The organism is Streptomyces sp. NPDC001858 (genome assembly GCF_053594615.1).
This window is the reverse complement of the sequence record NZ_JBSFEV010000001.1, coordinates 301973-322788: the sequence shown is the minus strand read 5'-3', so window position 1 is coordinate 322788 and position 20816 is coordinate 301973. Positions and strand designations below refer to the sequence as shown.

The 20816-nt window shown below is 71.7% G+C and carries 18 protein-coding genes; 8 read left to right on the top strand and 10 right to left on the bottom strand.

What is annotated here, in order from left to right; genetic code table 11:
• Window positions 1-14 precede the first annotated feature (14 nt).
• Together ACWCPF_RS01690 and ACWCPF_RS01685 are read right to left on the bottom strand one after the other, a co-directional pair.
• Window positions 15-602: a sigma-70 family RNA polymerase sigma factor gene (locus ACWCPF_RS01690; RefSeq protein ID WP_451042938.1), complete on the bottom strand. Its 588-nt coding sequence runs from the start codon at window positions 600-602 to the stop codon at window positions 15-17.
• A gap of 487 nt (window positions 603-1089) precedes the next feature.
• The gene (locus ACWCPF_RS01685) at window positions 1090-1701 is read right to left on the bottom strand and encodes a response regulator transcription factor (RefSeq protein WP_003948568.1); all 612 of its coding nucleotides are present in this window, start codon (window positions 1699-1701) and stop codon (window positions 1090-1092) included.
• Between the two features lie 379 nt (window positions 1702-2080).
• On the opposite strand from ACWCPF_RS01685, the gene ACWCPF_RS01680 reads away from it, so the two are divergent.
• Complete coding sequence (locus ACWCPF_RS01680) at window positions 2081-2410, top strand: WhiB family transcriptional regulator (protein ID WP_057584636.1); 330 nt, start codon at window positions 2081-2083, stop codon at window positions 2408-2410.
• A gap of 122 nt (window positions 2411-2532) precedes the next feature.
• Here the strand turns inward: ACWCPF_RS01680 and ACWCPF_RS01675 are convergent, their stop codons facing one another.
• Window positions 2533-3483 carry a LysR substrate-binding domain-containing protein gene (locus ACWCPF_RS01675; RefSeq protein WP_451042937.1) on the bottom strand — a complete coding sequence of 317 codons (951 nt, stop codon included), beginning with the start codon at window positions 3481-3483 and terminating at the stop codon, window positions 2533-2535.
• An 80-nt stretch (window positions 3484-3563) separates the two neighbouring features.
• On the opposite strand from ACWCPF_RS01675, the gene ACWCPF_RS01670 reads away from it, so the two are divergent.
• The 3 genes from ACWCPF_RS01670 (at window position 3564) to ACWCPF_RS01660 (ending at window position 5980) form a co-directional block, all read left to right on the top strand.
• Entirely contained in the window at window positions 3564-4238 is a 675-nt protein-coding gene (locus tag ACWCPF_RS01670; RefSeq protein ID WP_451042936.1) for an MOSC domain-containing protein, read from the top strand.
• A gap of 167 nt (window positions 4239-4405) precedes the next feature.
• The gene (locus tag ACWCPF_RS01665) at window positions 4406-5182 is read left to right on the top strand and encodes an SDR family NAD(P)-dependent oxidoreductase (RefSeq protein WP_451042935.1); all 777 of its coding nucleotides are present in this window, start codon (window positions 4406-4408) and stop codon (window positions 5180-5182) included.
• A gap of 90 nt (window positions 5183-5272) precedes the next feature.
• Window positions 5273-5980 carry an ester cyclase gene (locus ACWCPF_RS01660; protein WP_451042934.1) on the top strand — a complete coding sequence of 236 codons (708 nt, stop codon included), beginning with the start codon at window positions 5273-5275 and terminating at the stop codon, window positions 5978-5980.
• Window positions 5981-6082: 102 nt separating this feature from the next.
• On the opposite strand, the gene groL is transcribed toward ACWCPF_RS01660, so the two are convergent.
• The 4 genes from groL to ACWCPF_RS01640 form a co-directional block, all read right to left on the bottom strand.
• A complete protein-coding gene (gene groL, locus ACWCPF_RS01655) occupies window positions 6083-7708 on the bottom strand; it encodes a chaperonin GroEL (RefSeq protein WP_451042933.1) in 1626 nt (541 codons plus the stop codon).
• 111 nt (window positions 7709-7819) lie between these two features.
• Window positions 7820-8128, bottom strand: a complete 309-nt coding sequence (groES, locus tag ACWCPF_RS01650; RefSeq protein WP_020132158.1) for a co-chaperone GroES — start codon at window positions 8126-8128, stop codon at window positions 7820-7822.
• A gap of 272 nt (window positions 8129-8400) precedes the next feature.
• A complete protein-coding gene (locus ACWCPF_RS01645; protein WP_451043111.1) occupies window positions 8401-9099 on the bottom strand; it encodes a polysaccharide deacetylase family protein in 699 nt (232 codons plus the stop codon).
• A gap of 122 nt (window positions 9100-9221) precedes the next feature.
• A complete protein-coding gene (locus ACWCPF_RS01640) occupies window positions 9222-10319 on the bottom strand; it encodes a polysaccharide deacetylase family protein (protein WP_451042932.1) in 1098 nt (365 codons plus the stop codon).
• Between the two features lie 113 nt (window positions 10320-10432).
• Between ACWCPF_RS01640 and ACWCPF_RS01635 the strand changes: the two genes are divergently transcribed.
• A complete protein-coding gene (locus ACWCPF_RS01635) occupies window positions 10433-11599 on the top strand; it encodes a class I SAM-dependent methyltransferase (RefSeq protein WP_451042931.1) in 1167 nt (388 codons plus the stop codon).
• Window positions 11600-11829: 230 nt separating this feature from the next.
• Here the strand turns inward: ACWCPF_RS01635 and ACWCPF_RS01630 are convergent, their stop codons facing one another.
• From ACWCPF_RS01630 to ACWCPF_RS01620, 3 genes are all read right to left on the bottom strand, one after another.
• On the bottom strand, window positions 11830-12885 hold the full coding sequence (locus tag ACWCPF_RS01630; protein ID WP_451042930.1) for an LCP family protein: 1056 nt from the start codon (window positions 12883-12885) through the stop codon (window positions 11830-11832).
• A gap of 144 nt (window positions 12886-13029) precedes the next feature.
• A complete protein-coding gene (locus ACWCPF_RS01625) occupies window positions 13030-14400 on the bottom strand; it encodes an endo-1,4-beta-xylanase (RefSeq protein ID WP_451042929.1) in 1371 nt (456 codons plus the stop codon).
• Between the two features lie 82 nt (window positions 14401-14482).
• The gene (locus ACWCPF_RS01620) at window positions 14483-15547 is read right to left on the bottom strand and encodes a LacI family DNA-binding transcriptional regulator (protein ID WP_451042928.1); all 1065 of its coding nucleotides are present in this window, start codon (window positions 15545-15547) and stop codon (window positions 14483-14485) included.
• Between the two features lie 216 nt (window positions 15548-15763).
• Between ACWCPF_RS01620 and ACWCPF_RS01615 the strand changes: the two genes are divergently transcribed.
• From ACWCPF_RS01615 to ACWCPF_RS01605, 3 genes are all read left to right on the top strand, one after another.
• Entirely contained in the window at window positions 15764-18133 is a 2370-nt protein-coding gene (locus ACWCPF_RS01615; protein ID WP_451042927.1) for a beta-xylosidase/alpha-l-arabinosidase, read from the top strand.
• Window positions 18134-18214: 81 nt separating this feature from the next.
• Window positions 18215-19720, top strand: a complete 1506-nt coding sequence (locus tag ACWCPF_RS01610; RefSeq protein ID WP_451042926.1) for a M48 family metalloprotease — start codon at window positions 18215-18217, stop codon at window positions 19718-19720.
• A complete protein-coding gene (locus tag ACWCPF_RS01605; RefSeq protein ID WP_451042925.1) occupies window positions 19717-20676 on the top strand; it encodes a hypothetical protein in 960 nt (319 codons plus the stop codon). Before ACWCPF_RS01610 ends, ACWCPF_RS01605 begins: the two co-directional genes overlap by 4 nt.
• Window positions 20677-20816 lie beyond the last annotated feature (140 nt).

Genomic DNA, 20816 nt, shown 5'->3' with positions numbered 1-20816 from the left:
AGCGAAGGGGCCGCCTACTGCTCGGCGAGCGCCCGCAGTCTGCTGAGCGCCCGGTGCTGGGCCACCCGGACCGCTCCGGGTGACATTCCCAACATCTGGCCGGTCTCCTCGGCGGTGAGGCCCACCGCGATGCGCAGCAGCAGCAGTTCCCGCTGGTTCTCGGGCAGGTTGGCCATGAGCTTCTTCGCCCATTCGGCATCGCTGCTCAGGAGGGCGCGCTCCTCGGGGCCGAGGGAGTCGTCCGGGCGTTCGGGCATCTCGTCGGACGGAACCGCGGTCGAGCCCGGGTGGCGCATCGCGGCGCGCTGGAGGTCGGCGACCTTGTGGGCGGCGATGGCGAAGACGAACGCCTCGAAGGGCCTGCCGGTGTCCCGGTAGCGGGGCAGCGCGAGCAGAACCGCTACGCAGACCTCCTGGGCGAGGTCCTCGACGAAGTGGCGTGCGTCGCCGGGCAGCCGGGAGAGCCGGGTGCGGCAGTAGCGCAGCGCCAGCGGGTGGACATGGGCCAGCAGGTCATGGGTGGCCTGTTCGTCGCCGTCCACTGCGCGATGGACGAGTGCCCCGATCGTCCCCCCGGCAGTGACCGCCTCGTCATCGCGCATCGGTCCATGGTGCACTGCGGCCGGACCGGCCGCGGCACCGTGCCCGTCGTTGTGCACCGAAGCGTTATGAGCAGGTGCGCCGGAACTCATCCCCTGCGCCCTCCCCTTCCGCTCGACCGACTCGTCCCCGAGGAACTCCACACCTCAAGGATGCGGCATCGGCGGCGAAACGAGCAGCGGGCAGCCGCCGAGACCGTGCCCCGCACCCGCCCGCGGCGCGGTGAAGGGGGGCCTCAACGGGCCTCCGCACCACGTCTGAGCAGGGAAGTTCGCACATGAGCCCGCTCCCCTCAGTGAATGACCGATGTCACCCCGAAGCCGGCCCGATCCGTCGGACGGCCCAGGACCGCCCCGCTGCGGACCGGTCCGGGACCACAGTCCGGGCGGGCGAGGACGACCCGGGAGGGACGATCTCTGGTGGGACGGCCCTCGGCAGGACGATCCCCAAAGGAACGACCCCGGAGGAACGACCCCGGAGGGGCGATCCCTAACGGACCAGCCCCCATCGGAAGCCGAGCGCGACGGCGTGCGCGCGGTCCGAGGCGCCGAGCTTCTTGAACAGCCGTCGCGCGTGCGTCTTGACGGTGTCCTCGGAGAGGAACAGCTCGCGGCCGATCTCCGCGTTGGAGCGGCCGTGGCTCATGCCTTCGAGCACCTGGATCTCACGCGCGGTGAGCGTGGGCGCCGCGCCCATCTCGGCCGAGCGCAGCCGGCGCGGGGCGAGCCGCCAGGTCGGGTCGGCGAGCGCCTGGGTGACGGTCGCGCGCAGTTCCGCGCGCGAGGCGTCCTTGTGCAGATAGCCGCGGGCGCCGGCGGCTACCGCGAGGGCGACGCCGTCGAGGTCCTCGGCGACGGTCAGCATGATGATGCGCGCCCCGGGGTCGGCGGACAGCAGCCGCCGTACGGTCTCGACGCCGCCCAGTCCGGGCATGCGTACGTCCATCAGAATCAGGTCCGAGCGGTCGGCACCCCAGCGGCGGAGGACTTCCTCGCCGTTGGCCGCCGTCGTCACGCGCTCGACGCCGGGCACGGTCGCGACCGCGCGGCGGAGCGCCTCTCGGGCAAGCGGGGAGTCGTCGCAGACGAGGACGGAAGTCATGGCCGCCCTCCGCAGCTGATGCGCGTCACCTTGTGCCTCCAGGCTGGTACGAATCGTCACCTGTGCGGTCGACCGTCTCGGACGCCTGCCCGAGCGTTTGTGTTTTCAACCGCCACCGCACTCTCAACGACGGTCACTCGAAAGAGTTACGGGGCTGCGTGCATTCTTCGGCACTCTACGTGAGGGCGCGGACACAGTGGAGGCAGCCACACGGACCCTCAAGCTTTCACCACAACCCATGCCCCGTTCAGCCCTATTTCTTCCCTTTTACTGGTGTCTGAGGCTAGATTCGCAATGAGTCATATTTTCATCTCCTTAGATCGTAGTTGTACGGTCGTGGACACCGTATCCGCTCAGAACGGCTACAAGGGGTCACACAATGGCAGATTTCTCCCGCCTTCCCGGACCGAACGCGGACCTGTGGGACTGGCAGCTCCTGGCTGCCTGCCGCGGAGTGGACAGTTCGCTCTTCTTCCATCCGGAGGGTGAGCGCGGGGCGGCACGGAGCGCTCGAGAGAACTCGGCCAAGGAGGTCTGCATGAGGTGCCCGGTCCGCGCACAGTGCGCGGCGCACGCGCTGGCGGTGCGCGAGCCGTACGGCGTGTGGGGCGGGTTGACCGAGGACGAGCGCGAGGAGCTCATGGGGCGGGCGCGCAACCGCCTGGTGTCGGCGTCGTCGGGCGCGAGGGACACCGCTTCGAACACATGAAGGAACGTTTCTCCTAAACGGAGGGCACGCGCGGGCCCTCCGCTTCGCCCTGACGTCCCCCTGCTGCTCCCTGACGTCTCCCTGACGTCTCCCTGATGTCTCCTTGACCTCTCCTTGACGTCTCAGTTCCGCGCCGCCGCCCGCCCCAGTTGCTCCAGCGTGGCCGTCACCGCCGGGACCTGGGCCAGGTCCGGCAGGGTGAGCGCGACGATCTCCCGCCGCACCGCCGGTTCCAGCCTGAGTGCGCGAGCGCCACGCGGGCGTACCGACTCGATCGCGAGCTGGGGCAGGACGGCGACCCCGAGACCGGCGCCCACCAGGCCGACCACCGCGGGATAGTCGTCGGTCGCGAAGTCGATGCGGGGGGTGAAGCCCGCGCTCTCGCACACCTGGACCAGCTGGCCGCGGCAGCGCGGGCAGCCGGCGATCCACGGCTCGGCGGCGAGATCGCCGATGGCGACGGACTCCCCGCGCGCGAGGGGGTGCCGTTCCGGCACGAGGGCGACCAGCCGGTCCTTGAGCAGCGGCCGTACGACCAGGTCGTCCCACTCGCCGTCGGCCGCGGCCCCGGTGTCGCCGGCCTCGCCGGCCGGGCCGCCGCCGGCGCCGCCCGGCGCGCGTTCGTAGCGGAAGGCGAGGGCGATGTCGCAGTCGCCCTCGCGCAGCAGCTCGACCGACTGCGGCGGCTCGGCCTCCTCCAGGGAGACGCGGGTGCCGGGGTGCGCGGCGCGCAGGGCGGCAAGGGCGGTGGGGACGAGCGTGGAACTGCCGCTGGGGAAGGAGACCAGGCGGACCCGGCCGGCCCGCAGCCCCGCGATCGCGGCGACCTCCTCCTCGGCGGCCGTCAGCCCGGACAGGATCGCGGCCGCATGCCGGACGAGGGCCTCGCCGGCCTGGGTCAGCCGCATCTCGCGGCCACTGCGGACCAGCAGGGGCGTGCCCACGGAGGCCTCCAGGGCCTTCATCTGCTGGCTGACGGCCGGCTGCGTGCAGCCCAGTTCGCGCCCGGCCGCCGAAAAAGAGCCGGTGGCGGCCACGGCACGCAGGACGCGGAGATGACGGGCCTCGATCATCCATCGATCATAAGTCAACCTTGGGTCGCGGGGCGAATAATGCGTCGACACTTTGATCCATCGTCGCCTACCGTGACGGTATGAGGCTTCTGTCAGTCAATCTGGGCCGTCCGAAGGCCGTGCCGTACACCGATCAGCCGCAGGGGCTGACCGGCATCGACAAGCAGCCGGTCGACGGGCCCGTACGGGTCTTCGCGCCCGGGCCGAAGGGGGTCGGCGGCAGCGGTCTGGCCGGGGACGCCGTCTGCGACCTGCGCCATCACGGCGGCGACGACCAGGCGGTGTACGCCGTCGCGCGCGAGGACCTCGACGACTGGGGGCGCGAGCTGGGGCGCACGCTGGCCAACGGCGCGTTCGGCGAGAACCTCACCACCGAAGGGCTCGACGTCTCCGACGCCCGGATCGGCGAGCGCTGGCGGATCGGCGCCGAAGTGGTGCTGGAGGTCAGCGCCGGGCGGATTCCGTGCCTCACCTTCCAAGGTCACGTGGGTGAGGAGCGGTGGGTCAAGCGGTTCACGCAGAAGGCGGCGACGGGCGCGTACCTGCGGGTGATCGTGCCGGGTGAGATCCGCGCGGGGGACGCGGTGGAGATCGTCCATGTGCCGGATCACGAGGTGACGGCGCGGATGGAGTTCCGGGCCACCACCACGAACCGGGAGCTGCTGCCCCGGCTGCTCGCGGCGGGCGCGGCACTGCATCCGGAGGCGCTGGCGAGCGCCCGGAAGTATGTGGAGAAGTACGGCATGTCTGAGTAAGCTGCGTGCAGCACGATGCGAGAACCAAGCACGTGCCGCGTCACCGACTTCAACCGGGCTGGTTCCAACCCGGCTGGTGCTGATCGTGCAAGACCTTCGAGTCACTGACTCGCAGGCAACGTGAGCCAGGAATCCCCTACCTGGGGAGGGTTCAATAACCTTGCGCCATGACAACGGCTCTCATTACGGGTTCGACCGCGGGGATCGGCGCCGCGTTCGCGCGCAGACTGGCGGCGGACGGGCACGATCTCGTCCTCGTGGCACGGGACACCAAGCGGCTGCACGAGCAGGCGACCGAGTTGCACGACCGGCACGGCATCGAGGCGGAGGTGCTGACGGCCGATCTGGCGACGGACGACGGCATCGAGAAGGTCGCCGCCCGGCTCGGAGACCGCAAGAACCCCGTCGACCTGCTGGTCAACAACGCGGGCTTCGGCAACAAGGGCCGCTATCTCGACGTGTCCATGGCCGATGAGCTGAAGATGCTCAAGGTGCACTGCGAGGCGGTGCTGCGGCTGACGTCCGCGGCGACGACGGTGATGCGGGAGCGCGGGCGCGGGGGCGTCGTCAACGTGGCCTCGGTGGCGGCCTTCGTGCCGCGCGGGACGTACGGGGCGTCCAAGGCGTGGGTCGTGCAGTTCACGCAGGGCGCGGCGAAGGATCTGGCCGGTACGGGCGTCCGGTTGATGGCGTTGTGCCCGGGGTTCGTGCGCACGGAGTTCCACGAGCGGGCCGGGATGGGCACGGACAACATCCCGGGCTGGATGTGGCTGGACGCGGACAAGCTGGTCGCGGCGGCGCTGAACGATCTCGCGCGCGGGAAGTCGCTGTCGATCCCCGACCCGCGTTACAAGGCGCTGATGGGGCTGGTGAAGGTCACGCCCCGGTCGCTGCTGGGCGGGATCAGTTCGAAGACGGGGCGGAAGTACGGGCCTACTGAGTGACAGGTCGTGGGCTGTGGTCGGGTGACGTCGGCGCTCCGGTGGGAAAATAGGCCTGAGGGAACCGGACCCAGGGGGGCCGGAGGCGGCGTCATGACGTTCGTACAGCTCATCGACTGCAGGACCAGCCGGTTCGACGAGATGGACCGGCTGATGGACACATGGGTCGAACAGACCAAGGGGAAGCGGACGGCGACGCACGCGGTGGTCGGCAAGGACCGCTCCGACGCGTCGCACTTCATCGAGATCGTGGAGTTCCCGTCGTACGAAGAAGCGATGCGGAACTCGAATCTGCCGGAGACGGACAAGGTCTTCCGGGATCTGGTGGCGCTGTGCGACGAACTGCCGACGTTCACGGATCTCGACGTCGTGCGGGACGAGCAGTTGTACGCGGACACGGCTCGGCGGTTCTTCGAGACGATCGGCGCCCGGGGTGAGCTGCCGCCGCTGGACGGGCTGCTCGCCGAGGACTATCACGATCATGACCCCGCCAACGAGCAGGACACCATGGGGATGGACGCGATGCGGCGGGAGGTCGAGCGGTGGCGGGGCGGCTTCGCGTTCGCCTTCGCCCTCGACGACCAGTTCGGCCAGGGTGACCGCGTGTGCAACCGGTGGACCTGGAACGCGACCCACACGGGCGACTTCGTCGGGATCCCGGCCACCGGGCGGAAGGTCACGATGACCGGGACGACCGTCTTCCGGTGCCAGGAGGACGGAAAGATCGTCGAGGGCTGGTGGCAGTACGACCGGCTCGGGCTGATGGGGCAGCTGGGTGTGCTCGACGCGCTGGAGCAGTAGCGCGAGCGTGGGAAACGCAAGCATCAACAAACGCCGAGGCCCGGCGCCCCTTGTCTGCAGGGTGCCGGGCCTCGGTGCTGGTGGTGTGTGAAGCGACCTGCGTCAGTGCGAGTGACCGTGGCCGTGACCGCCGGCGGCCGGCTCTTCCTCTTCCTTCTTCTCGACGACCAGGGTCTCGGTCGTGAGCAGGAGGGAGGCGATGGAGGCGGCGTTCTCCAGGGCGGAGCGGGTGACCTTGACCGGGTCGATGACGCCGGCCTTGACCAGGTCGCCGTACTCGCCGGTGGCGGCGTTGAAGCCCTGGCCCTTGTCGAGCTCGGCGACCTTGGAGGTGATGACGTAGCCCTCCAGGCCGGCGTTCTCGGCGATCCAGCGCAGCGGCTCGACGGCGGCCTTGCGGACCACGGCGACACCGGTGGCCTCGTCGCCGGTCTTGCCGAGGTTGCCCTCCAGGACCTTCACGGCGTGGACGAGCGCGGAGCCGCCACCGGAGACGATGCCCTCCTCGACCGCGGCGCGGGTCGCGGAGATGGCGTCCTCGAGACGGTGCTTCTTCTCCTTCAGCTCCACCTCGGTGGCGGCGCCGACCTTGATCACGCACACGCCGCCGGCCAGCTTCGCGAGGCGCTCCTGGAGCTTCTCGCGGTCCCAGTCGGAGTCGGTGTTCTCGATCTCGGCCTTGATCTGCGCGACGCGGCCGGTGACCTCGGAGGAGTCGCCGGCGCCGTCGACGACCGTGGTGTCGTCCTTGGTGACGGTGACGCGGCGGGCGGAGCCGAGCACGTCGATGCCGACCTGGTCGAGCTTGAGGCCGACCTCTTCGGAGATGACGGTGGCGCCGGTCAGGACCGCCAGGTCCTGGAGCATCGCCTTGCGACGGTCACCGAAGCCGGGGGCCTTGACGGCGACCGCGTTGAAGGTGCCGCGGATCTTGTTCACGACCAGGGTCGACAGGGCCTCGCCCTCGAGGTCCTCGGCGATGATCAGCAGCGGGCGCGAGGAGTTGGTCTGGATGACCTTCTCCAGCAGCGGCAGCAGGTCGGAGATCGAGGAGATCTTGCTCTGGTTGATGAGGATGTAGGGGTCCTCGAGCACAGCCTCCATGCGCTCCTGGTCCGTCACGAAGTACGGCGACAGGTAGCCCTTGTCGAACGCCATGCCCTCGGTGAAGTCCAGCTCCAGACCGAAGGTGTTGGACTCCTCGACGGTGATGACGCCGTCCTTGCCGACCTTGTCCATCGCCTCGGCGATGAGCTCGCCGACCTGCTGGTCCTGGGCGGACAGCGCGGCGACCGCGGCGATGTCGGACTTCTCCTCGATCGGGCGGGCCGAGGCGAGCAGCTCGTCGGAGACGGCCTTGACCGCCGCGTCGATGCCCTTCTTCAGGGAGGCCGGGGAGGCGCCCGCGGCGACGTTCTTCAGGCCCTCGCGGACCAGCGCCTGGGCGAGCACGGTGGCGGTGGTGGTGCCGTCGCCCGCGATGTCGTTGGTCTTGGTCGCCACCTCCTTCACCAGCTGGGCGCCGAGGTTCTCGTACGGGTCGTCGAGCTCGACCTCGCGGGCGATCGTGACACCGTCGTTGGTGATGGTGGGAGCGCCGAACTTCTTGTCGATGACGACGTTGCGGCCCTTGGGGCCGATCGTCACCTTGACCGTGTCGGCAAGCTTGTTGACGCCGCGCTCGAGGGCGCGACGGGCGTCCTCGTCGAACTTCAGGATCTTCGCCATGGGAGCGGTTCAGCCCTCTCGGAAAACGTGGGTGAAACGAACTGCGCCCCCAGCACCCGGCATCACAACTCGCGGGGGCCAGGAGCGCAGTTCACTGCAAAACTGGGTGAATTACTTCTCGATGATCGCGAGCACGTCGCGAGCCGAGAGGACGAGGTACTCCTCGCCGTTGTACTTCACCTCGGTGCCGCCGTACTTGCTGTACAGGACGACGTCGCCGACCTTGACGTCGAGCGGCAGGCGCTCGCCGTTCTCGAAGCGACCCGGACCAACGGCGAGGACGGCGCCCTCCTGGGGCTTCTCCTTCGCGGTGTCCGGGATGACCAGGCCAGAGGCGGTGGTCTGCTCGGCGTCGAGCGGCTGGACCACAATGCGGTCCTCGAGCGGCTTGATGGCAACCTTGGAGCTGGTGGTCGTCACGATCCGACCTCCCCCTTCGGAGATCTCACGGGGCTAACTGTCTGAGGTGGCGACCAGGTGGATCCGTCGTCGCGGGTGCCGGACCTGCCCGTCGCTATTGGCACTCTCCAGTGGGGAGTGCCAGAAGCGAGACTATGACCGCGGTTAGCACTCGGTCAAGCGGAGTGCCAATGCCTGCGGCGCGTCGGCAGGATTTCGGCCCTGAAGGGGCCTTGTCCTCAAACGCCGGACGGGCTGAAAAACAGACGCCCGCCCCGCGCTGGAAAGGGCTCTCAGACGTAGTCCTCCAGCCTTGCCACCGTCAGGCCCTGGGCCTGTGCCTGGCGTAGGAGGCGGGTGGTGCGTTCTCTCAGGCCTGGGCCCGGGGCCTCGTCGGGGGCCACGGCGATGATGTCGCCGGGGTGGAGGTGGTGGGGGCCGTGGGTGTAGGTGAGGTCGGCGGGGCCCATCGAGACGCGCCACAGGACGATCGCCGTGATGCCGCAGTCGGCGGCGGCGCGTCGGGTGGTGGCGTCGTACGCGCCGTACGGCGGGCGGAAGAGGCGGGGGCGCAGGCCGAAGCGGGAGCGGAGTTTGTCCTGCTGGCCGCAGATCTCGGCGCGCTGGCCGGCGTAGGGCAGGCCGCGCAGGGCCGGGTGGTCCAGGGTGTGGTTCTGGATGTTCGCGCCGACCGACTGCAGCCGGGCGAAGTGGGCGTAGCCCGGGCCCACGACGCTGTCCGTGAGGAACATGCTCACGGGCAGGCGCAGCTCGCGGACCATGTCGATGAAGCGGGGGTCGCGTTCCGCGCCGTCGTCGTAGGTGAGGAAGACGACCTTGTCGGTGGTCGGGATGCGGTCGACGACCGGGGGGAGGGCCGCGTGGGGGCTGCCCGCCAGCGAACCGGAGGGGTCCTTCGGGGCGGGAGCCAGGGGGGCTGTCAGGCCCCAGCGGCGGTAGGGGGCGGGCTCGGCCGGGCCGGTCGGGTGCACCCGGGCGGCGGCCTTCTTGCCCAGTCGTTCGATGGGGTCGACGGACTGGGCGCAGCCGGTCAGGGTCGCCAGGACGGTCGTCGTCAGGATCAGCAGTACGGTCGTCGGACCCCGCCGCGTCCTCACAGGTAGTCCTCCAGCCGGGCCACCGCGTACCCCTTGTCCGTGACCTTGTCCAGGAAGCGGCGGACCATGTCGGGCATGGTGCCCTTCCAGTCCTCGCGGCCACGGAAGTGGCTCAGGACGATATCGCCGGGGTGAAGGTCCTGGTCCCACTCGCGGTACTCCCAGTGGTCGACGAAGACCTCCTCCGCCCAGAGCGGGGCATAGCGCACGCCGCAGGTCTTCGCGGCGCGCAGGCTGTCCTGGTCGTAGTTGCCGAACGGCGGCCGGAAGAGGGCGGGGCGTTTGCCGAAGCGCTTCTCGATCACGTCCTGCATGCCGCAGATCTCGCGCTTCTGGCGGGCGTAGGAGAGGGCGGGCAGGTAGGGGTGGCGCAGGGTGTGGTTGTTCAGGCCCACGCCCAGGTCCTGCATCTTCTTGAAGTAGCCGTAGTCGTCGTTGACCAGGTAGTCGCTGAGGAACGCGGTGTACGGGATCTTCAGCTCGCTCATCATGCGCAGGAACGCGGGGTCCTTCTCGGCGCCGTCGTCGATGGTGAGGAAGACGACCTTGTCGTTGGTCGGGATCGTCGTGAAGACCGGGGGGAGACCGAGTTCCTCGTGGTCGGTGACCTCGAAGCCCTTGCGGGTCGTGATCTCCGGCTTGTGCGCGGGCGGCGCGGGGGGCGTCAGCGGGACCTTCTTCAGGCCCCAGCGCCTGGCCGCGGCGACCCGGGCCTGCTGGGCGGCGCGGAGCCGGGCGGCGTACGAGTGCAGGGCGCGGGCCGGCGGTGCGGCGGGCGCGGCCTGCTCGGGCGGCTGACCGGGCGCGGGGCTGACCGCCTTGGCCGCTCCGCCGCCGACCCCGCCGCCGGCTCCCGCGCAGCCCGTCGCGATCGAGGCCAGGGTCAGCAGGCCGACGACACTTCGCAGACCGGCGCTGCGGAGTCCGGCGCTGCGGAAACCGGCGCTCGGCAGAGCGGCGCTCCGCAGGCCGATGCCCTTGAGGCCGATGCTCTTGAGACTGACGCTCTTGAGACCGGCGCTCCGGGTGCGCGTCCGAGCGCGGGGCCCCTGAAAACGTCCGCACTTGTCATCATCTTGTACGACAGATCCCATGGCGCCGGATCCTCGCAGCCGGCGCACCGGAACCTCGTCCGACACCGCCGTCCGGGCGCCCACCGTCCACCGACTGGCCCACAGGGGCGGTCGGGGTGGCCGACAATGGCCTGGTGAACGACCTCGCTCCCCTCCTCACCCCCGAGGGCCGTGCCCTCCTCGACCTGGTGCGTGACACCGCCCCCGCCGACGAGCTCGGCGTCGCCACCCGGTTGCGGCGCGAGCATCCCGCCGAACTGGTGTCCGCGGCGCTGGGCCAGGCGCGGCTGCGGCAGCGGGCGGCGGTCAAGTTCGGGGCCGAGGACGCGGGGCGGATGTTCTTCACGCCCAACGGGGTGGAGCAGTCGACGCGGGCGAGCGTGGCCGGCTATCGGGCCGAGCGGATGAAGGCGCTCGGCGTGACCTCCGTCGCCGATCTGTGCTGCGGGATCGGCGGGGACGCGATCGCGCTCGCCCGGGCCGGGATCCGGGTGCTGGCCGTGGACCGGGATCCGCTGACGGCGGCGGCGGCGCGCGCGAACGCCGACGCGCTGGGGCTGAGCGAGCTGATCGAGGTGCGGGAGGCGGACGTCACCGCGGTGGACACCGCGGGCTACGACGCCGTCTTCGTCGATCCGGCGCGCAGGGGCGGACGCGGGCGGGTCTTCGATCCGGAGGCGTACTCGCCGCCGCTGTCGTGGGCGATCCGCGCCGCCCTCGCCGCGCCGCGCGCCGCGCTGAAGATCGCGCCCGGGGTGCCGCACGAGGCGATCCCCGCCGAGGCCGAGGCCGAGTGGATCTCGGACGGCGGGGATGTGAAGGAGGCGGTGCTGTGGTTCGGGACCGAGCCGGGGGCCGTGCGGGCCACCCTGCTCCCCGGGCCGCGGACCCTGCGCGGCGCCGGGCTGCCCGACCCTGCGGTCCGCCCGGTCGGACGGTATCTGTACGAGCCCGACGGCGCGGTCATCCGGGCCCATCTGGTCGCCGACGTGGCCCGGGAGCTCGACGGCGGGCTGATCGACGAGACCATCGCCTACGTCACCGCCGACGCCCTGCACCCCACCCCGTACGCCTCCTCCTACGAGATCGCCGACCAACTCCCCTTCAACGTAAAGAAGTTGAAGGCGCTGCTGCGGGAGCGGGAGGTGGGGATCCTGACCGTGAAGAAGCGGGGCTCGGCGGTGGAGCCGGAGGAACTGCGCAGAAAGGCACTGCCCAAGGCGCACGGGCGGAACACGGCAACGGTGTTCCTCACCCGGGTGGCCGGGGCGCCGACGATGCTGCTCGGGCGGCCGGTCTGAGAGTTCCGCTGGAAGTGCCGCGATGTGTCGTCGTTCCGCTGCGGCGCCGTCGTGGCTGGTCGCGCCCGCGCGGCGGAGCCGCATATGTCAGAGCCCCGCGCCCCTTCAGGGCGCTGCAGGTGAGCCGTGCCTTCAGTGCAGGATGCCCGCCGATATAGCGCCCGCTGCGAGCGGCCTGCTCACCCCGGCGGACGCGGACGAACTCCCGCACCTCACCTCCCTGTCGATCGCTACCTGAGGGACTTCCACAGGTCGCTCGCCGCCGGTTCCTGCGCTACCACTCGGTTGGGGTCGGACGGGGCCGTCACCACCGGCAGGGTGACCGTCTCGACGCGGTCGGCCGACAGGCCCTTGAGGCTCTCGCCGAGTTCCCTCAGTTCGGTGAGCGAGTTCAGGCCGGTGTCGGTGGTCAGGCTGCCGGTGATCGCGTCGGCGACCTCGTAGAGCTCGGTCGGGCTGGTCAGCAGGTTCGTCGAGGCGATCTGCTCCAGCAGGGCCTTCACCAGCTTCTGCTGGAGGCCGATCCGGCCGAGGTCGCTGCCGTCTCCTATGCCGTGCCGGGTGCGGGCCAGGGCGAGGGCCTGGGTGCCGTCGAGGTGATGGGTGCCGGCCGCGAGGGTCAGATGGCTGTCCTCGTCGTCGATGTCCTGGTCCGTCGTCACCGTGACGCCGCCGAGCGCGTCCACCAGCTTCGCGAAGCCCGAGAAGTCGACCTCGACGTAGTGGTCCATGCGGACGTCCGTGATCGACTCGACCGTCTTGACGGCGCACGCCGGGCCGCCCACCGAGTAGGCGGTGTTGAACATGACGCCGTACGCCACCGCCGTCGAACCGCCGTCGGCCAGGGGGCAGGAGGGGCGGGTGACGAGGGTGTCGCGCGGGATGCTGACGACCGTGGCCGACGTGCGGCCGGCGTCGATGTGCACGACCATCGCCGTGTCGGAGCGGGCGCCCTCGCTGTCGCCGCCGCCGAGTTCCTGGTTCTCCGTGCCGCTGCGCGAGTCCGAGCCGAGGACGAGGATGTTCACGGCCTCGGTCGGCAGCGCGGCGGCGGAGGCCGAGCCGGACGGCGTCGGGGTGGTGACCGCCTTCGCGGGACGGTCGTCGCCGAGCGCCTGGTCGATGTCGACGCTTCGGATGTTGTCGTTGAGGTGCCAGTAGACCCAGCCCGCCGACCCGATGCCCAGCACCAGGACGGCGGCCAGGGCGAGGCCGGCGGCCTTCAGCACGCTCGACCGCCGGCCCGCTCTTCTGCCGTCTTCGCCCTGCTCCTCGTGTCCCGTCACGGGGAGGAACGTAAGTCCCAATTATGAGCGGACCGTTAGGACGGCGACGGCAAGGCAGATTTCTTGTGAAAATCTCACGATCCCCAGCCCGTCATCAGCCCCTACCAGCCGGGATCTGCCGGGATCTGCCGGGATCAGCCGGGATCAGCCCAGTGTCACGGTGGGCACCGGGTTGCTGCCGCTCCAGTTCGCGTTGAAGCCGAAGCTCACCGAACCGCCGTCCGGGACCGTCCCGTTGTACGAGGCGTTCACGCACGACACGGCCGCCCCCGACTGGGTGCAGGTCGCGTTCCAGGCCTGGGTGATCTGCTGCCCGGCGCCGTACGTCCAGGTCACCTTCCAGGACGCCAGCGAGGCGCCCGAGCAGGAGATCGTCACGTTCCCGGTGAACCCGGTGTTCCACTGGCTGCCCACGCTGTACGTCGCGCCGCACGCGCCGGTGGGCGGGGGCGTGGTCGTGCCGCCGAGCGCCTCCGCGATGCCGTAGTACGCGGGTTTCGGCGCGTAGTTCGCGTCGTACGGGGTCGCCGCGCCCTGCCCCGGGAAGGTGCTCTCCACCCAGGAGTCGGAGTCGGTGAAGCCCCAGACGGTCAGGTTCACACAGCGCGCGACCGCCACGCAGGCGGCGGTGACCGCCTTGTAGTCGGCCTTCTGCTGGGCGAGCTTGGCGCTGTCGGAGGGCAGCGTCATCCGGATGTCCAGCTCGGTGATCGCCACATCGAGGCCGAGGTCGGCGAAGCGCTGGATGTTCTGCTGGAAGGTGGCGGGCACCTGACCGAGGATCAGGTGGGCCTGGAGCCCGACGCCGTCTACGGGGACGCCCCGCTCCTTCAGTGACTTGACCAGGTTGTACAGGGCGGTGCTCTTCGCGTTGACGCCCTCGACGTTGTAGTCGTTGATGTAGAGCTTGGCGGCCGGGTCGGCGGCCCGCGCCCAGGTCAGCGCGCCTGCGATGTAGTCGACGCCGAGGCCGTTGTACCAGAGCGTCGAGCGGTAGCTGCCGTCCTCGTTGAAGGGCTCGTTGACGACGTCCCAGGCGGCGATCTTCCCCTTGTAGCGGCCGACCTCGGTGTTGATGTGGTTCTGCAGCAGGGTGCCGAGCTGGGCGGAGGTCCAGCTGCCGTTCGTCAGCCAGCTCGGGTTCTGGCTGTGCCAGACCAGGGTGTGGCCGCGCACCTGCTGGTTGTGGGCCTGCGCGAAGGCCACGATCTGGTCGGCCTCCGCCCAGTTGAAGGTGCCCTGGGCCGGCTCGACCGAGCCCCACTTCATGGCGTTGCCGGGGGTCAGCGAGCCGAACTGCGCCCCGGCGAGGTCGCCGTAGGTCCCGGTGAGCTTGGAGCCGGTCACCGCCGTGCCGACGACCTTGCCCTTGGCCGCGCCGAGGTCGCGCAGCGGGGTGTCGGCGGCCTGCGCGGCGGGCGCGGCGCCGAGCAGGGCCGTGGCGACGGTGACGGTGACGCCGGTGACCAGCGTGATCAGCCGGGTTTTCAGCGAGAGGGTTCTGGAGGATCTCATTGCGGGTGCCTCCGAAAGTTTCGGTCGTTCAACCGATTGACTTCGGAGGAGTGTGGAGACGCCTGCCACACCCGTCAATACGTCAACTTCCAGCCACCGGCGGCGCCCCGGTGCTCGCCCGCACCACCAGGCTGGTCGCCAGTTCCACCCGCGTGGCCGTCGGGGTCTCCCGCGAGGTGGACCGCCCCAGCTCCAGCACCAGCCGGGCCGCCGCCTCCGCCATCTCGGTGAGCGGCTGGCGCACGGAGGTCAGCGGCGGGCCCACCCAGCGGGCCACCGGGAGGTCGTCGAAGCCGACCACGCTCACGTCCTCCGGGATGCGCAGTCCCAGTTCCCGGGCGGCCTCGTAGCAGCCGAGCGCCTGGAGGTCGTTGCCGGTGAAGACGGCGGTGGGCCGGTCGGGCCGGTCGAGGAGCTCGCGGCCGAGCCGGTAGCCGGTCTCGTGGTGGAAGTCGCCGGTCTTGATCAGCCCCTGCTCGACCGGCAGCCCGGCCGTCTCCAGCGCGGCCCGGTAGCCGTCCATCCGGGCGCGGCTGCACATCATCTGCGGCGGCCCGCTGATCGCCCCGATCCGCCGGTGCCCCAGCTCGACCAGATGCCGGGTCGCGGCGAGGCCGCCCTGCCAGTTGGTCGCCCCGATGGACGGCACGTCGGCGCCCGGGTCGCCGGCCGGGTCCATCACCACGAACGGGATGGAACGGCTGGTCAGCAGCGCCCGCTGGGACTCGTCGAGCCCGGACAGCACCAGGACGACCCCGTGCGGGCGGCGGGCGGCGACCTGGTCGGCCCAGGTCCGGCCGGGCGTGAGCCGGCCCGCGCTCTCGCTCAGCACCACGCTCAGCCCGGCGTCCCGCGCCACGTTCTCGACACCCCGGATGACCTCCATCGCCCAGGCGCTCTCCAACTCGTGGAAGACCAGGTCGATCAACGGGGAGCGGGTCGCCTCGGCGCGCCGGCGACGGTAGCCGTGGGCGCGCAGCAGCTCCTCGACGCGGGCGCGGGTCGCGGGGGCGACATCGGCGCGGCCGTTGAGGACCTTCGAAACAGTCGGTGCCGAGACGCCGGCCTCGCGGGCGATCTCCGCAAGGGTCGCGGTCTGCGTGGGCCGCGCTTCTGTCCGCGTTTCTGTGGGCTCCGAGGGTGTCATGGCGGCGATCGTATCGTCACGCGACCTCTTGACGAACCCAGTATGACGCCATAGGTTCCCGGAACATTCGAAGTCTATATCGAAACATTCGCCCTCGGCCGCACCAGCACCAGCACCAGCATTCGCATTCGCATTCGCATTCGCATTCGCACCCCGAACCCCCCGCACACCACGACGTGTCCCTCTGGTGGCTCACCGACCTCTGACAGGAGTTTCATGACCACCGCCCCCTGGCGTGACCCCGCCCTGCCCGCCGCCGCCCGCGTCGACGACCTCCTCCCCCGGATGACCCTGGAGGAGAAGACCGCCCAGCTGTACGGCGTGTGGGTCGGCGCCGCGACGGACGGCGACGGAGTCGCCCCGCACCAGCACGACATGACCGCCGACTACGACTGGAACGAGCTGATCACCCAGGGGCTCGGCCAGCTGACCCGTTCCTTCGGCACCGCCCCCGTGGACCCGGCGCTCGGCGCCCGCGCCCTGGCCCTCGCCCAGCAGCGGATCGTCGCGGCGGGCCGCTTCGGCATCCCGGCGGTCGCCCACGAGGAGTGCCTGGCCGGCTTCACCGCCTGGCGGGCCACCGCGTACCCGGTCCCGCTGGCCTGGGGCGCCGCCTTCGACCCGCCGCTGGTGGAGGAGATGGGCCGGGCGATCGGCCGCGACCTGCGCGCGGTCGGCGTCCACCAGGGCCTGGCCCCCGTCCTGGACGTCGTCCGCGACGCGCGCTGGGGACGGGTCGAGGAGACGATCGGCGAGGACCCGTATCTGGTCGGCACGGTCGGCACGGCCTACGTCCGCGGCCTCGAATCGGCCGGGGTCGTCGCCACGCTCAAGCACTTCGCCGGGTACGCCTCCTCGGCGGGCGCCCGCAATCTGGCCCCGGTGCGCGCGGGTACCCGGGAGTTCGCGGACGTGACGCTGCCGCCGTTCGAGATGGCACTGCGCGAGGGCGGCGCGCGCTCGGTGATGGCCGCCTACACCGAACGCGACGGCGTCCCGGCCTCCGCCGACCCCGAGCTGCTGACCCGCCTCCTGCGCGAGGAATGGGGCTTCACCGGGACGGTCGTCGCCGACTACTTCGGCATCGGCTTCCTGCAGACCCTGCACCGGGTCGCCGGCACCGCCGCGGAGACGGCCCGCGTCGCCCTGACGGCCGGCATCGACGTCGAGCTGCCCACGGTGAAGTACTACGGCGAGGCGCTCGTCGCGGCCGTGCGGGCGGGCGAGATCGCCGAGGAACTGGTCGACCGGGCGGCCCGGCGCGTCCTGCTCCAGAAGTGCGAGCTGGGCCTGCTGGACGAGGACTGGCGGCCGCCGAGCCCCGAGTCGGTCGAGTCCATCGACCTCGACCCGCCGTCCAACCGCGCCCTGGCCCGGCAACTGGCCGAGGAGTCGGTGGTCCTGCTGGACAACCCCGACGGCCTGCTCCCGCTCGCCCCCGACACCCGGATCGCCGTGGTCGGGCCGCGGGCGGCGGACGCGCTGGCGATGCTCGGCTGCTACTCCTTCCCCTCGCACGTCCTGCCCCGTCACCCCGGGGTGGAGACGGGCCTGGAGATCCCGACCCTGCTGGAGTCCCTGCGGGCCGAACTCCCGGACGCCAAGGTGACGTTCACGGAAGGCTGCGGGGTCTCGGACCCGGACCCGTCCGGCTTCCCGGAGGCCGTCGCGCGCACCGCGGAGGCCGACGTCTGCGTGGCCGTCCTCGGCGACCGGGCGGGCCTGTTCGGCCGGGGCACCTCGGGCGAGGGCTGCGATGTGACCGACCTGAACCTGCCGGGCGTCCAGGCCGAGCTGCTGGACGCGCTGGTGGCGACGGGCGTCCCGGTCGTCCTCGTCCTGCTCACCGGCCGCCCGTACGCGCTCGGCCGCTGGCACGGGCGGCTGGGGGCGGTCGTCCAGGCGTTCTTCCCGGGCGAGGAGGGCGGTCCGGCGGTGGCGGGAGTGCTGTCGGGCCGGGTGAACCCCTCCGGCCGCCTCCCGGTGAGCGTGCCGCGCGTGCCGGGCGGCCAGCCCTGGACCTACCTCCAGCCGCCCCTCGGCCTGGCCGGCGAGGTCAGCAACCTGGACCCGACCCCGCTGTACCCCTTCGGCCACGGCCGCTCCTACACGGAGTTCGCCTGGGAGGACTTCACCGGCGGCCCGACCGTGGAGGACGGCCCGGCCACGGAAGACGGGCCGGCCACGGTGGACGGCCTCGCGGCGGAGATCGGCACGGACGGTTCCCACGACCTGTCCGTCACCGTCCGCAACGCCGGGGACCGGGCGGGCGCGGAGGTCGTGCAGCTGTATCTGCACGACCCGGTCGCCTCGGTGACCCGCCCCGACGTCCGGCTGATCGGCTACCGGCGGCTGGAGCTGGCGGCGGGCGAGTCGGCACGGGTCACCTTCCGCTTCCACGCCGACCTGTCCGCGTTCACCGACCGCGAGGGCCGGCGGATCGTCGAACCCGGGGCGCTGGAACTGCGGTTGGGCACGTCCAGCACCGAGGTGCGGGAGGTCGCCCGGGTACGGCTGACGGGACCGGTGCGCGAGGTGGGGGCGGAACGGCGGCTGCACTGCGAGACGGAGGTTTTGCGTAGCTGAGGTTTTGCGTAACTGAGGTGCGGGCGGGGGGTGTCCGCATGGCACAATCCGCCGACACTCCAGGCACATGACGGGACCGCCATGGACACCCCCATATCCGCATCAGAGGACACGGCCGCGTCCAAGGGCACGGCCGCGTCCGAGGACGGCCATGGCCGTGGCCGTGGCCGCGAATGGCTGCTCGTCCTCGCCATGCCGGCGATCGCCCAGCTGCCACTGCTGCTGTACGCAGGGGTCCTGGTTCTCGTGATCGTGTTCTGGGGCGAGTCCTGGTGGCTCATCGGGCCGGTCTCGATGTGCGCGGCCTCCGTGGCCAGGGCCGTCGGCAGCCGCGGCCCCCTCCCCGGCCGGGCCGTCCGTCCCGAGGACGAACCGGAGTTGGCCGAGCTGGTGCGGGACGTCGCCGAGCGGCTCGGGTTCCGCGAGCCGCTCCTCGTACGGATCACGCCGGTCGTCCAGGCGTCCCTGGGCCGCACCAGGGTGAGCGGAGTGCGCACCCATGTGCTCCTGCTCGGCCTGCCGCTGCTGCGCGATCTGACCGAGGCCCAGCTGGCGTCGGTGATCGCGCACGAGCTGGCGCACGAGAAGCACCTGGGCGACCGACGCCACCGGCTGCTGGGGTTCGGCCGCGCCGTGCTCGCGGAGCGGCTGGAGGGCCGCTTCCGCCCCCTCGCGCCCCTGGCCGCGCCCCTGTTGCGCGCCGGGCAGCCCCGGCTCTGGGCCCAGGAGACGGCCGCCGACGCCGACGCGGCGCGGATCGCGGGCACCGCGGCCACCGCCGAGGCGCTGCGCCGGGCCGCGGTGCTGCACGCCGTGTTCGAGGCGTTCGGCGAGCGCTGGGAGGCGGCGCTGGCCGAGGAGGACGCCTGGCCCGTGGACCTCTACGCCGCCCTCGACACCGCCGTGCGCGACCCGTACGTCGCCCGCCGGGGCGCCCGCGCCGCCGCCGAGGAGGACGCCGTGGACCCGTACGCGGCGGCCGACCACCCGCCCCTGGACCTACGGCTGGCCGCGTTGCCGGCCCACTCCGGGAGCCCGTACGGCGATGCTCCCCTCACCCTGCGGACCGGGGCGGCCGTCGAGGAGTGGTGCGGGCGGCAGCTCGCGGGGCTGGACTGGGAACCGGTGCCGGAGCCGGGCGACGAGCTGGACCGGGTGCGCGTGCTCGACCTGCCCGCCGACCGGCTCCGCGAGCTCGGCTTCGACACCCGCCTCGCTCTCCTCGACGCGACCGGCCGGGACAGCTCGACCGAGGCGGTGGCACAGGCCCTGGACGCCCTCGCCGACGGCAGCTGGCCGAGGCTGGCCCGCCGGCTGGAACCCGCCCTGCGCCGGGTGCCCGCCGCCGTCCGCCCGACGCTCGCCCGCACTGTCCTGGCCGGCGGCCTGAGCACGCCGTTCGCGGAGGTGCTGTGCACCACGGGCTGGACGTACACCAGCCGCTGGCTCGGCTCGGTCGTCACCGCGCCGGACGGCGAGCGGGTCGTCGACCTGCACGAACTGATCGGCGAGGCCCTGACCAGCGGGGACCCGACACCCGTGCTTGCCCTGTGGGCGTCTGCCGAACCGAAGGAGTGGGCCGTATGAGACGCCCCGGACCGGCCCTGCGCGTGGGCCTGCTGGGCATGGCCGTCACCCTCACCGGCTACACCCTCTTCGCCACCTGGCTCGGCCTGCACGCCCACCACTACACCGACGCCCGCGACCGGGCCACCGCGATGACCGTCGGCGTGGTCGTCGAGGACGGCATCGGCGGCGAGGACGACGTCCGGGTGCGCTGGACGGACGACGAGGACCGCACGCGCGTGCAGCGCTTCCCCGTCTACGACACCGACCGCTACCGCAAGGGCAGCTCCTTCCCCGTGGCCTACGCCCCCGGCTCCGCGGAGGCCTTCCCGGCCGACCCGGACGAGACGGCGACCGAGGACGACCTGGTCTTCCCGATCGTCCTGGGCGCAGTGGCCGCCCTGCTGCTGACCGGCGTCTGGGTCTGGCGGGGCCTGCGCTTCCGCCTCACGGCCCGCCGTCCGGGCCGCCCGATGACGGTGCGCGTGCGCTACGGCCGACGTCTGAGGACGGTGCTGCGAGCCCCGAGGACGACCTGGCTGGAACTGACGGCCCCGGACGGCACGCGGCGCCGGCAACGCGTCATGTGGCATCCGATCCTGGACGAGACGCCCGCCGAGTCCCCGGTGACCGTGCACGGCCGGGACCGCCGCCCCGCCGTCGTCGTCCTCCCCGACGGCACCCGGCTGGTCCCCCTGGGCCGGCTGCGCAACGGCCCGGTGATCAGCTTCGTCCTCGACGACGAGGCCCTGCGCACCGACCTGCGGGACGCCTTCGTCCTCCCCGCCGACCTCGTCGTACGCCCGGTCCGCGCCGCGTGGTGGCAGGGTGCCGTGACCGCCGCGACCGGCACCGCACTCGGTGTCGTCGCGGGCTTCCTGCTGACCGGCGGAAGCCTGGTCCCGGCGGTGGCCATCGCTCTGTGCGCGGGCACGCTGCTCACCTCGACGTGGGCGCTGTCGGCTCCGCAGCCCTAGCGCTCCGCTGGACGTGCCGCGCTATGCCGTCGTCCCGCTGCGGCGCCGTCGTGGCTGCTCGCGCCCGCGCGGCGGAGCCGCAGATGTCAGCGCCCCGCGCCCCTTCAGGGCGCTGCCGCACCGCAGCCGACTTCCCCCGA

Excerpts from the sequence above, each read along its gene's own strand:
- ACWCPF_RS01665 (WP_451042935.1), top strand. The coding sequence starts at position 4,406 with ATGACAACGGCTCTCATTACGGGTTCGACCGCGGGGATCGGCGCCGCG.
- ACWCPF_RS01610 (WP_451042926.1), top strand. The coding sequence starts at position 18,215 with ATGGACACCCCCATATCCGCATCAGAGGACACGGCCGCGTCCAAGGGC.
- ACWCPF_RS01690 (WP_451042938.1), bottom strand. The coding sequence starts at position 602 with ATGCGCGATGACGAGGCGGTCACTGCCGGGGGGACGATCGGGGCACTC.
- ACWCPF_RS01670 (WP_451042936.1), top strand. The coding sequence starts at position 3,564 with ATGAGGCTTCTGTCAGTCAATCTGGGCCGTCCGAAGGCCGTGCCGTAC.
- ACWCPF_RS01675 (WP_451042937.1), bottom strand. The coding sequence starts at position 3,483 with ATGATCGAGGCCCGTCATCTCCGCGTCCTGCGTGCCGTGGCCGCCACC.
- ACWCPF_RS01640 (WP_451042932.1), bottom strand. The coding sequence starts at position 10,319 with ATGGGATCTGTCGTACAAGATGATGACAAGTGCGGACGTTTTCAGGGG.
- ACWCPF_RS01620 (WP_451042928.1), bottom strand. The coding sequence starts at position 15,547 with ATGACACCCTCGGAGCCCACAGAAACGCGGACAGAAGCGCGGCCCACG.
- ACWCPF_RS01605 (WP_451042925.1), top strand. The coding sequence starts at position 19,717 with ATGAGACGCCCCGGACCGGCCCTGCGCGTGGGCCTGCTGGGCATGGCC.
- ACWCPF_RS01660 (WP_451042934.1), top strand. The coding sequence starts at position 5,273 with ATGACGTTCGTACAGCTCATCGACTGCAGGACCAGCCGGTTCGACGAG.
- ACWCPF_RS01625 (WP_451042929.1), bottom strand. The coding sequence starts at position 14,400 with ATGAGATCCTCCAGAACCCTCTCGCTGAAAACCCGGCTGATCACGCTG.
- groL (WP_451042933.1), bottom strand. The coding sequence starts at position 7,708 with ATGGCGAAGATCCTGAAGTTCGACGAGGACGCCCGTCGCGCCCTCGAG.
- ACWCPF_RS01680 (WP_057584636.1), top strand. The coding sequence starts at position 2,081 with ATGGCAGATTTCTCCCGCCTTCCCGGACCGAACGCGGACCTGTGGGAC.
- ACWCPF_RS01685 (WP_003948568.1), bottom strand. The coding sequence starts at position 1,701 with ATGACTTCCGTCCTCGTCTGCGACGACTCCCCGCTTGCCCGAGAGGCG.
- ACWCPF_RS01615 (WP_451042927.1), top strand. The coding sequence starts at position 15,764 with ATGACCACCGCCCCCTGGCGTGACCCCGCCCTGCCCGCCGCCGCCCGC.